This is a genomic window from Methylobacterium sp., from assembly GCF_019745455.1.
GTDB lineage: Bacteria > Pseudomonadota > Alphaproteobacteria > Rhizobiales > Beijerinckiaceae > Methylobacterium.
Window position 1 is genome coordinate 1 of the sequence record NZ_JAIETD010000120.1, and the last position, 12020, is coordinate 12020.

General features: G+C 63.1%; 7 protein-coding genes and 2 pseudogenes. 6 read left to right on the forward strand and 3 right to left on the reverse strand.

The genetic code is table 11. From position 1 onward, the window contains the following. Window positions 1–63: 63 nt before the first annotated feature. Window positions 64–1167, forward strand: a pseudogene (locus K2Y56_RS21270) (TRCF domain-containing protein); the annotation flags it as partial. 532 nt (window positions 1168–1699) lie between these two features. Next, a complete protein-coding gene (locus tag K2Y56_RS21275; RefSeq protein ID WP_292512402.1) occupies window positions 1700–6541 on the forward strand; it encodes an NAD-glutamate dehydrogenase in 4842 nt (1613 codons plus the stop codon). A gap of 434 nt (window positions 6542–6975) precedes the next feature. On the opposite strand, the gene K2Y56_RS21280 is transcribed toward K2Y56_RS21275, so the two are convergent. Together K2Y56_RS21280 and K2Y56_RS21285 are read right to left on the reverse strand one after the other, a co-directional pair. Continuing rightward, a complete protein-coding gene (locus K2Y56_RS21280) occupies window positions 6976–7212 on the reverse strand; it encodes a hypothetical protein (protein ID WP_292512404.1) in 237 nt (78 codons plus the stop codon). A 321-nt stretch (window positions 7213–7533) separates the two neighbouring features. Next, on the reverse strand, window positions 7534–8097 hold the full coding sequence (locus K2Y56_RS21285; protein ID WP_292512406.1) for a hypothetical protein: 564 nt from the start codon (window positions 8095–8097) through the stop codon (window positions 7534–7536). Between the two features lie 469 nt (window positions 8098–8566). On the opposite strand from K2Y56_RS21285, the gene K2Y56_RS21290 reads away from it, so the two are divergent. From K2Y56_RS21290 to K2Y56_RS21305, 4 genes are all read left to right on the forward strand, one after another. Then, a complete protein-coding gene (locus tag K2Y56_RS21290) occupies window positions 8567–8743 on the forward strand; it encodes a hypothetical protein (RefSeq protein ID WP_292512408.1) in 177 nt (58 codons plus the stop codon). 421 nt (window positions 8744–9164) lie between these two features. After that, window positions 9165–9929, forward strand: a complete 765-nt coding sequence (locus tag K2Y56_RS21295) for an SDR family NAD(P)-dependent oxidoreductase (RefSeq protein WP_292512411.1) — start codon at window positions 9165–9167, stop codon at window positions 9927–9929. Window positions 9930–10001: 72 nt separating this feature from the next. Next, window positions 10002–10592: an NUDIX hydrolase gene (locus K2Y56_RS21300; RefSeq protein ID WP_292512414.1), complete on the forward strand. Its 591-nt coding sequence runs from the start codon at window positions 10002–10004 to the stop codon at window positions 10590–10592. A gap of 36 nt (window positions 10593–10628) precedes the next feature. Further along, entirely contained in the window at window positions 10629–10871 is a 243-nt protein-coding gene (locus K2Y56_RS21305) for a hypothetical protein (protein ID WP_292512417.1), read from the forward strand. 941 nt (window positions 10872–11812) lie between these two features. On the opposite strand, the pseudogene K2Y56_RS21310 reads toward K2Y56_RS21305, so the two are convergent. Continuing rightward, window positions 11813–11943 (reverse strand): annotated as a pseudogene (locus K2Y56_RS21310) (IS5/IS1182 family transposase); the annotation flags it as partial. Window positions 11944–12020 lie beyond the last annotated feature (77 nt).

Consider the following 12020-nt stretch of genomic DNA (forward strand, 5'->3'; position numbering starts at 1 on the left):
AATCCCTAAGCCCTATCAATGCCTTACGCTACGCTCGCCACCACAGATCCACTGCCCTCGTGAATAAGACAGGTTAGCGTGATCGCGACACCACCGGTTGTGCGTCAGCCAATACGCACGGTTATCGGCACCTTTGATGATGAAACTCTCCGGGCTGCCTTGATGCGTGAGCATCGCCGCGCCGGTCAAAGCTTCGTCGTTTGCCCTCGCATTGAGGACATCGCCCCGATGGCTGAACGGCTACGTGCCCTTGTCCCCGAGTTGAAAACGGTCACAGCGCATGGAGACCTGAAGCCGGTAGAGATGGATGCGGCCATGGTGAGCTTCGCCGATGGCGATGGTGATGTCTTGCTCGCGACAAGCATCATCGAGAGTGGGCTCGACGTGCCCCGAGCTAATACGATGCTGGTATGGGATGCGGAGCGATTTGGCATTTCGCAACTACACCAACTTCGGGGTCGGGTGGGTCGCGGCCAAAGGCGCGGCGTTGCCTATCTCTTCGGACATCCCGATAAGCCATTTACCGCTGCAACCGAGAAACGGCTGCGGACGCTGGAAGCGCTTGATCGACTAGGAGCAGGCTTTGCCATCAGCGCACGCGACCTTGACCTACGTGGCGCGGGCGATCTGGTTGGAGATACCCAAGCTGGTCACGTCCAGCTCGTTGGCCTTGGCCTCTACCAACATCTCTTGCAGCTTGCCCTACGCGTGGCGAAAGGCGAGACAGTCGACGACTGGAATCCTGACATCCAGATAGGGCTGAACGGTCGCGTGCCAGCCACCTACGTGCCCGAGCCAGAGGTCCGGCTAAGCCTATACACTCGTCTCCTCCGTCTGCGCACCTCAGAGGAGGTAGACGCATTGCGCGACGAGATCGAGGATCGCTTTGGGCCTGTGCCCGATTCAGTCGATGCGCTGTTCACGCTCGCGCACTTGAGAACTGACTGCAGCGCGCTTGGCGTCGCTCGGCTTACTGGCGGCCCACAAGGTATTGCTGCAGATTTTCGCCCTGAACAAGCGCCTCCCGCGATCCGTGCGACTGACGAAATTACTATGCAAGATGGACGCGTTGTTCTGCGCCGTAGTAGCGAAGATGCGATCGAGCGCGGACAACTTGCGGCGAATTTCGTCCGCCATTTCCAACAAGTTCAAAGCTGTCCCTGTTGAAAATAGCCTTCAAAGCTTTTGCAGTTTCCCATCATCGGAGGCGAAGCGCATGTCTGTGACCGATACCTGCCCATCCTTGTCCACGAAGCACACGCGGTAGCATGGCGTTTGATGGGGTCCGTAGGAGGTCGTCACAAGGAAAGGCTCTAATGATCAGGCTTCCATGCCCCTATTTATCGATTGCCCGCAATCGATAGTGGTCTCGTATTTGAGGCTAAGTAATCAGTCTATATAGCACATTCGTTTTTAGCATCCGCACAATCTTTCGGGCCTGATCATCCCATCCTGGACCCTTAGCGCAGCGATCTCGCGCCGTGCTTGTCGGTGTCAGGAGACGGTTCACGTGGTCGCCTTGGAAATGCGAGTTCGCGACCGTATCGAACGTCGCCGGCGAGGCGAATGCACTGCGACCGGTCACAGTCGTCGGCCGGGGCGATCGCCTCGAAATGCCATGTCGGCGTCGCGAGAATCGCCTAGGAGGTGGCAGTCGGCTCTGGCCAGCCGATTCGGCGCGTTGCACATGGAGGTCGACATGGCGATGGATACGACGACGGCCCTCACCTCGAGCGAGGATCGGGCGACGCGGTCTAGCCTGATCGACGCGGGCACAGCGCTCGCCGCTGAGCGCGGGCAGCCGAGCGGCTTCGTCCACGACCTCTTCGGGCGCGTGCCTCCCGAAGACGTCGCGCCCTACACGCCCGAGGCCCTGGCGGCCCTGGCCATCGCCGCGCGGCGGCATCTCGCGACGGCCCGGCGCCCGGGTGGCGCTGCCACCGTCACGCTCTCCGACGTCGCGGTGGAGCGCGACGGCCGCGAGCGCGAACTTACCGTGCTCGACGTCGTCAACGACAACCGCGCGTTCCTCCTCGATTCGACCCTGGCCGAACTTGCGAGCCAGGGTCTGACTCCTCTCCTCGTCGCGCACCCGATCCTCGCCGTGGAACGGGACGAGGCGGGCGGCCTGACCAGGGTCGGTGGCGAGACCACCGCCGAGGCTCATCGCGACGTCCACCGCGAGAGCGTGATCCATATCCACCTCGACCGGCTCGACGAGTCCGAGGCGCGGGCGCGGCTCACCGAGGGCCTCGACCAGGTCTATCGGGACGTGGTGGCGGCCACCGACGACCTCGCCCCCATGCTGGCGCTGATGGACACCCTCGCCGAGCGCTACCGGAGCACCGTGCTGCCCCTAGCCGAGGCCGAGAACGCCGAGGCTTTGGCCCTGCTCGAATGGCTGCGCGACGGGCATTTCACCCTGCTCGGGATGCAGGCGCACGCCCTCGACGCCGGGCACCCGCCTGATCTCGGTGGAACGGCGCTGGGGCTCCTGCGTGATCCCGGGAGCTCGGGACAGCGCCTGAGCCAGAGCCTGGGCAGCATGGCGCCCGAGATCGCCGCCTTTCTCGAAACGCCGCAGGCGCTGATCGTGACCAAGGCGAGCGTGCGCTCGCGCGTCCACCGCCCGGTCCATCTCGATTACGTGGCCGTGAAGCTGTTCGCGCTGGACGGGGCGCTCGCGGGCGAGATGCGCATCGTCGGCCTGTTCGCGGCTACTGCCTACAGCTCCCCGACCCGCGAGGTGCCCTATCTGCGCCGCAAGGTTGCCGAGGTCGCGGAGCGCGCCGGCCTCGACCCGACGAGCCATGCCGGGCGCACGCTGATGCACGTGCTGGAGACCTATCCGCGCGACGACCTGTTCCAGATCGACGTCGAGCGGCTGCACCGCTTCGCGCTGGCCATCATCAACCTCGCCGACCGGCCGCGCATCCGCGTGCTGTCCCGGCCCGACCGCTTCGGGCGCTTCGTCTCCCTTCTCGTCTACGTGCCGAAGGACCGCTACGATTCGACAGTGCGGGCCAAGATCGGCGCCTACCTCGCCGAGGTCTACGAGGGGCGTCTGTCGGCCTCCTACCCGGACTTCCCCGAAGGCCCGCTGGCGCGGACCCACTATGTCATCGGCTTTTCGGGGAAGCACACGCCCGAGCGCGATCCCGTCGCCCTCGAAGCGGGTGTGGCAGGGATCGTGCGCACCTGGGCCGACGCGTTGCGCGACGCCCTGGCGGAGACGTGTCCGGGCGGGGCCGCGAGGGCGCTGGCGAACCGCTACGCCGAGGCCTTCTCGGTCAGCTACCGCGAAAACTTCGCGCCGGCGGTCGCCGTCACCGACATCGCGATCCTGGAGCGCCTGAGCGAGACTAATCCCCGCGCCGCCGATCTCGGTCGCCGTGACAGCGACCGGCCCTCCCAGGCCCGCCTCAAGGTGTTCTCCCGCGGGGCGGCCCTGCCCCTCTCCGACCGGGTGCCGGCCCTCGAAAACCTCGGCTTCCGGGTCATCAACGAGCGGACGTACCGCATCCTGCTTCCTCAGGCCGAGGGGCCGATCTGGCTGCACGACATGCTGCTGCAGCGGGCCGGCGACGTACCGATCGATCTGGCCGAGGTCGAGAAGCCGCTCGAAGGAACGCTGTTGGCGCTCTCCGAGGGGCGGGCCGAATCCGACGGCTATAACCGCCTCGTTCTCGAGGCCGCGATGGAGTGGCGCGACGCCGCGCTGCTCAGGGCGCTCGGCCGCTACCTACGCCAGCTGCGCATCCGCTATGGTCAGGACTACCTCGCCGCGACCCTGAGCCGGCATGGGGCGCTCACGGCCCGCATCGTCGCCCTGTTCCGCGCCCGCTTCGACCCGGCGCTCCCCGGCGACCGCAAGGCTGAGCAGGCGGCGATCCGGGCCGAGATCGAGACGGCTCTAGCGGACGTCACCAGCCTCGACGACGACCGCATTCTGCGACGCTTCGTCAACCTCGTGGAGGCTGCGGTCCGGACCAACTTCTTCCAGACCGGGCCGGACGGGGGCCCGCGCGAGACGATCTCGTTCAAGTTTGCCTGCGCCAAGGTCGCCGGGATGCCGCTGCCGCGGCCGTTCTTCGAGATCTTCGTGTATTCGCCCCGCTTCGAGGGCCTGCACCTGCGCTACGGCTACGTCGCCCGCGGGGGCCTGCGCTGGTCGGACCGTCCGGAGGATTTCCGCACCGAGATCCTCGGCCTCGTGAAGGCGCAGCAGGTCAAGAACGCCGTGATCGTGCCGGTGGGCGCCAAGGGCGGGTTCTTCCCCAAGCGCCTCCCCCCGGCCTCGGACCGGCAGGCCTGGCTCACCGAGGGCACGGAGAGCTACAAGCTCTTCATCCGGACTCTGCTCGAACTCACCGACAACATAGTCGGCGACGAGATCGAGCCGCCGCCCGATACGGTCCGCCACGACCCGGACGACGCCTACCTCGTGGTCGCCGCCGACAAGGGCACCGCCACATTTTCCGACATCGCAAACGGCCTTTCGCTGGAGCGCGGCCACTGGCTCGGCGACGCCTTCGCCTCGGGCGGCAGCCAGGGCTACGACCACAAGGCCATGGGCATCACCGCGCGGGGCGCCTGGGAGGCGGTCAAGCGCCATTTCCGCGAGATCGACGTCGACACGCAGAGTGACCCGATCACCGTGGTGGGCGTCGGCGACATGTCGGGCGACGTGTTCGGCAACGGTATGCTGCTGTCGCAGAGCCTGAAGCTCGTGGCGGCCTTCGACCACCGCGACATCTTCCTCGATCCGAACCCGGATGCAGCCAGGAGCTTCGTCGAACGCCACCGGCTGTTCGCCTTGTCGCGCTCGTCCTGGGCCGATTACGACAAGAGCCTGATCTCGGAGGGCGGCGGCGTCTTCTCGCGCAGCCTCAAGACGATCCCGCTCTCGCCCGAGATGCGCGCGGCCTTGGGCTTCGATCAGGCCGAGGCCGCCCCGACCGAGGTGATGCAGGCGATCCTCAAGGCGCCGGTCGACCTGCTCTGGTTCGGCGGCATCGGCACCTATATCCGTGCCTCGACCGAGACCGACGAGGAGGCCGGCGACCGCGCCAACGACGCCATCCGCATCACCGGCGCCATGGTCCGCGCCAAGGCCATCGGCGAAGGCGCCAATCTCGGCCTGACGCAACGCGGCCGCATCGAAGCGGCCCGCGCCGGCGTGCGCCTCAACACCGACGCCATCGACAACTCCGCCGGGGTGAACACCTCGGACGTCGAGGTGAACATTAAGATCGCCCTGATGGCGCCCGAACGCGACGGACGCCTCGACGGGCAAGCCCGCAACGCCCTCCTCGTGGAGATGACCGACGACGTCGCAAGCCTAGTGCTGCGCAACAACCAGCTCCAGACGCTGGCCTTGTCACTGGCCCTGCGCCGGGGGGCTGGGGAAACCGGCTTCGCCATGCGGGTGATGCAGGTGCTGGAAGCGGAAGGCCGCCTCGACCGCAGTGTCGAGTTCCTGCCCGACGACGCCACTCTCACCGAGCGTCTGCGCAAGGGCGAGGGCCTGACCCGGCCGGAATACGCCGTGGTGCTCGCCTACGCCAAGATCTCGCTCTACGACGCCCTGCTCGCGAGCCCCGTCCCCGACGACCCCTATTTCGACCGCGAATTGCAGCGCTATTTCCCGGCGGCGCTCAAGAGCCGGTTCCCCGACACCGTGAAGGGCCACCGCCTGCGCCGCGAGATCATCGCCACGGCGCTCTCAAATATCATCGTCAACCGGGGCGGCCCGACCCTGGTCACGCGGCTCGTCGACGAGACCGGGGCGGATGCCGCTATCATCGCCAAGGCCTATGCCGTCACCCGCGACGCCTTTGGGCTGATGGAGCTGAACCTCGCCATCGATGGCCTCGACGGCAAGATCCCAGGCCAGGACCAGCTCGGGCTCTACGCCGAGGTGCAGGACCTGCTGTCGAACCGCATTGTCTGGTTCATCCGCAATCTCGATCTCACCGGTGGGGTCTCACCGATCGTGGCCCGCTATCGTGAGGGCGTCAGCGCCGTGCTCGACGTGCTGCCGCGCGTGCTCGATCCCGAAATCGCCGCCGCCCTCGAGACGCGACGCGCCGTGCTGACTGGCCGTGGCATGGCGGCCGACCCCGCCCGTCGGCTCGCCTCGCTGAAGGCCCTGGTCTCGGCCCCCGACATCGTGCGGATCGCCGAGACCGACGGCTATTCCCTGCCAGAGATCGCGGCCACCCATTTTGCCATCGAGCACGCCTTCCGCCTCGACGACCTCGCCGCCGCCGCGCGTGAGGCGCCGGTGGGCGACACCTTCGACCGGGTTGCCCTCGAGCGGGCGGTGGCCGGGATCTCGGTGGCCCATCGTGCGCTGACGGCGGAGGTCGTCGGCGGCGGAGGGGCAGGCGTGGAGGCGGTCGAGACCTGGAGTAAGGCCCGCGGTCCGGCACTCGCTCGGATTCGCTCGGCGGTGGAGGCCATCGCGTCGTCGGGTCTGACGGTCTCGAAGGCGGTGGTCGCCTCGAGCCTACTCAACGATCTCGCCCGCCGTCCGTGATCGCTCAGCGGCCACGCCACCTATCGGAGCCGCTCGATGGACGACTCCGTATTTGAAAAGGGCAAGCCCTTTGGCTGGTTGTCAGGGGGAAGCCCTGACATGATCTCAGGGGTTCGCTCTGGACCCGGACAAGGTCTCGACCGTTCGAAAGCAAGATCACAAACTCTCGTCGATCGAACCACTCTGGCGCCCGTTGAATACCGACGACGTCCTCGTCGTCGAGCAAGCGCTCTAGAATTGTTCAGGAGAGGCATCAGCTAGATTCGCGAGTAGATGCGTGGGTTTGGTTCACAGCAGCGGTAAGCGTCCTGGGCCGTCGACGAAGATGGGCGACGGGACCCAAGGCAAAGAACGCAGCGGCCACAAACAGAGGGCAATGCGGCCGCGAGTGTCGGTGTTTCGCCCGGTGGCTGTCTTTCGTGTGGGCTTAGTGATCATGCCTGTCGGCGTAGCTCTACCACTCCACCAAGGCGCTCAACTTCGGCACGCCACGCATTCCGCTCGGCCTGCATCACAGCAAGTTCTTCGCGCATGGCCTCGAGCTCAGCATGCAGCTGCCCGGCATCGACCGCCGTCTCGATGAGTAGCTCCTGCGTCTCGGCAAGCTGATCGCGTAGCTCTGCAACTTCGGTCGCGAGGGTAGCGATGACGTCGGCTTGAGCATCGCTCACGGGGTGTCGCCTTTTCACAGATTCATACGTTTCAGCATCGGCAGGTCACATCCAAGGACATGATCGAAATCTTGCTCGACTCATGGTTCAAGGCCTTTGAGGTACTCTCGGTCGCCTGGGACCTCGCGCGCTTGTGCGCGAACGTGGCGAATGAGCGAGACGGACCCCGTTGAGGAGGCGCCGCGCCGAGCAAATGGATCAGCAAGGGTATCGGGCACTGTTCTCAGGGGGCGAGCGCAAGGTCCGGACGCCAAATCCCTTCCGATGCAGTTCTGGGCGTCATGCCGAAGTTAGGCGCAGCGAGCCTCACTGGAGCGATAGTTACTGCGAGCTTGAACTCGGGCGTTTGAACATGCCAATCGCGGACGATAGGGCGGCGCTCGCGGCGTCGCTTGCTTCGTGAATGACCTCTGCAGCCTGAGCAGTGAGGCTTTGAGATTGGTCTGTGCTTTCGGCGACGTGGCGCGTTCCCTGCAGTGAATGCCCCGCGCGAAGCAAAGCGCGGCGAATCACTTCGCGATCGTTCTGGATTAAATTCGCGATGCCAAGATCGACGAGAGCGATGATCGTCGAGCCATCCTCAAAGACCGCGTTGATGACGGCGCGGGGCCGAGCTCCCTCATTGATGGAGTTCAAACCAGCGCCTACGGCACTCGCGGCAAGACTGAGTGGCCCGGCGATCTTCACGGAGGAGGAGATCACGCCCTTGAGGCCACTTGCAATCTGGCCAACCCAATGAGCTTCAGGAGCGACATCACCGTGGATTTCTAACTCAGATAAGGTCTCGACAGCACGCTGCCCGCCTTCAGGCAACTTGAAGAGACCAGACTCGTAACTGCCTGTGCCCTTTCCGCAAGTTCCTGCAATAATCTTGATTTCGTTCACTTTAGAAATTCCTCATTAATTGGGAATTAATCTGGCTTATAGATTTAAATTCGAGGAGAAATACAGATTATTTGTTAAATCCAGCTTATTGATATATTTCTTTTACACAAATCTGCTAATAAAAGTTCAGGTATAGATGCCAAATTGACCGCTAATGTCACAGCTAAGAAGACAAAAACTGAGAAAATAGCTAGTATTTCGTTGATCATCGAATCAAGCTTGCTTTTTGTTACTAGCCGTGCGCGTCAAGTGCAACGCCTCCGATTGGCCTCATTAGACCTCAAAACTGGCGAGACTAAGGAGACCTCGATCCGATACTGCGATCAGGTGGCCGACTTGATGGCGCTTCGCGATCTGCTTCACCATGGGGTGTGATGCCACTTACGCATGCACTGTCGTGCTGCTCAGCTGGCTACACCGCGCCCGCACCCGAAAGGTCCACCTGACCAACGCGCAGCTTATGCTTACGATGGCGGAGGGACCTGAGCGCCTGCACCTTGCTTTGAATCTTGCCGATGTGCCTGCACTGCTGCCGGCGCCTGACGCCCAGTTGATCGAGGCAGGGGGTGGTGAACTCGTGGTGGGCGACGACAATGCCGTGTGGGTGAGCCTCGCCCCGCACGGTTGGGCGATCCTGTCCGCGTAGGTTGGCGTCTGAGCATGCTCCAGCGGCAGGGTGAACCGTTCCGCTGTCCTCGAAGGAGCGCTTCTGGCTCCTCGTGCGTTCGCGTTCCGCTATGGATGAGTTCTGGGCCTGGACCGTGCTTCTTGTGGTCGCCCTTGGAGCATTGTGCTGCGCTGCTGCGGTCACGTTGTGAGCGCGCCCGTTTCGTCGCTCGGGGGTCATGTCAGTCGCGTCGTGAGCCATGTCCCAGCTCTTGAGCCTGTGCATGCACCCTGCGCTCGGGTCGGTGTGGACGCACGTCATGGCGAATTTCGTGGGCCTTGGTCTTCCCGTGCTCATCGCCTGCTTGTCCTACGATCGCGCAGCCGAGAGTGAACGAAAGAGATCTCGGGAGGTTGGCCGGAAAGTGAGATCACGCTGGTGAGCGAAGACCGAGCAGGCCATGTCGAGATTTGAAGGCAAAACGGTCATCGTGACGGGCTCCGGCTCGGGGATCGGCGCCGCAACGGCGCGGCGGTTCGCGCGGGAGGGCGCCTGCGTCGTGCTGAACGGACGCACCCGAGAAAAGCTCGACCGCGTCGCGGCCGATCTCCACCAGACGCGCACTCTCGTCCAGCCGGGCGACGTCTCCCATCAGGCCGGCGCGGAAGCGCTGATCTCGGCCACCGTGGCGCAGTTCGGCCGGCTCGACGTGCTGGTCAACAATGCGGGAGTCGCTCCCACAGGACCTTTCCTGGAAACCGCCGTCGAGGATTGGCGCAAGGTCATGGCGATCGACGTCGACGGCGTCTTCTTCTGCACGCGCGCTGCGCTTCCGCGCCTCCTCGAAACAAAGGGCTCGATCGTCAATGTCTCCTCGGTTTCCGGTCTCGGCGGTGACTGGAACATGAGCTTTTACAACGCGGCCAAGGGCGCGATCACGAACTTGACCCGCTCGTTGGCGCTCGAACTCGGTTCGAAGGGCGTGAGGGTCAACGCGGTCAACCCGAGCCTTACCTTCACGGACCTGACGAAGGACATGAAGGACGACGAAGCGCTCATGCAGAAATTCGCTGAGCGGATTCCGCTCGGTCGCGGCGCCGAACCCGAGGAGGTAGCAGACGTGATCGCCTTCTTGGCGAGCCACGATGCGCGCTTCGTCAGCGGCGTTAACCTGCCGGTTGACGGCGGGCTCATGGCCTCAAACGGACAGCCGAAGCAGGTTTGAGCGGCCTGACGAAGCTGAATATGAGTTCATTAGTTCTAAATAACTGATCACGAACCGCTGCGCGGAGTTCTGATGAAAGCCGAGATCCTAAGTCTGCGGTTCATCCATGAGGGTTGGAGCAAATTTGGATTGGTCAAAGTCCGCCTAGCTGACGGCTCTGAAGCGGAGCGAGAGCTTGAAGACCATGGCAACTCCGTGGGCGTCCTGCCCTACGATCCGGAGCGGCGGGTCGCCACGCTCGTGCAAGAGCTTCGGGTGCCGGCGCTCTACGCCTCTGGCGAGCAGAAGCAGATGGAAGTACCTGCCGGCATCATCGAAGACGGCAGTCCGGAGGAGAATACTCGCCGAGAAGTGCTTGAAGAGGTCGGCATCCGGTTGCACGAGTTGGAGCACATTGGCACCACCTACTCCTGCGCTGGTATCTCGACCGAGCAGATTCACCTCTTCATAGCCCCATATGCGGCCGCAAACCGTGAGACGTACGGTGGTGGAGCCGAAGGAGAGCACGAGAACATCCGAGTAATTGAGATGTCACTGATCGCTTTGGCCAAGATGGCCGACCAGGGCAACTTGACCGATCTGAAGACGCTGACCCTCGTCTTCGCACTTCGTTCAAGGCACCCCGAGCTTTTCGGGGAAAGAAATGGTTCCGTGCTCGTCTAGCTCCAGCGTAAGTTCGGCTAAGAAGGATGCAGTAAAATGAACAAGGCGTTTGGCGTTCAGGTGACGGTGGCACCATCGGGCTTGCAAGAGGCGAAGATCGCCCCAGTGATTGTTGTCGCTAAGGATGATCAAGATGCTGCGCTTGTTGCGGCCGAAGCCGCAGGTGAGGGAGCTCAAGCAGAAACACTGCGGGAGTTGACTGAACAAGAAATCAAGGAGCACGGCCTCGACCTGCGAGAACATGGAGCCTTGAAAGCTCTGCCCATGTTGAACCTCTAAGGGATAACCGCTCGCCAAGGATCCAAACCGGAGGCTCGGGAGTACTGAAGACATTCCGGAGCGGTTTGGTTCTGTCTTCTAGGACTTCATCTTCTTAGCAGGACTATTCTGTTGCGTAGGCGCCAAACCGAAACGAAGAGCACCACCGGTTGAGGCTGCAGTTACATCTGGCTCGATTTGAATTCTCGATTGTCCATCGTAAACGAAAACACGGCCCAGTCTTTGCCCGGCAGAAAGTGTGCTGCTCGGTTTTAGATCGTAGGCTGTCAGCCGTCCGAGTGCCGCATCGCTGAGACGCTCATCGAAGGCACCCTCCGCACCCCGATGTGGCCCATTTGCGCCGTAACAGCCTTTGCCGCGCAGCAAGTGACCACGCCGGACTGCTAAGTTATTGAGAAACTGGAGGCACTTAGCGCTCAGGAGGGTCGGGTCCTCCACCTTCGGAGGGCAACGCTCTATCCAGCTGAGCTACGGTTGCTGACCGGAGGCGTGGAGAAGCCGATGCCGGTCGCGCATGCAACGGGTGGACAGTGTGAGGTGCAGTCGATCTGGAGAGGAGCGCGAGCTCAAAGGCATGCATCTCGCGTTCGGGGCGCGTTGTTTGCGCGGGCGGAGCGGCTTCAGTGGACGCAGATGAGCCGGTTTTCATTGCGGACCGGGCGAATAGCGAGGCTTAGCCCGAAAGGGCGCAGCGAAGTTGATCACAGCCACTGCAGCAAGGTTTACTGCGCGCATTGTTGATTACTCTGAACGGAGATTTGGCATGCGAGTAATCGCTCTACCGTCCGGTCCGAACATTTGACACAGCTTCACGCAGGCATGCTCAGGGGCGGCCTAGAAGGTGCCGGCTCCGGGATGAAGCAGGGCCACCATGTTCGGCCGGTTCGAGTCCTCGTTTTCTAAGCCGTTCGCGACAAAGGCGTAAGGGTGAGGTGACGAGGTCACGAATTTGGCTGGATGGCGATGGCGGCGAGTTCGATGATCCCCGTGAAGGTGGCGATCAGTTTGTCCCAGCGTGTGGCGTCCCTTCGGAAGGCTTGAGGTTGGCAGACAAGCGCTCGATGCGGTTTCGCCCTGGTCGTGTCCGTCAATGAGGTGGAAATTCGGGGTGGAGTTGGAGCGGCCATCGGTCAGGCGGCCTGAGGTGGA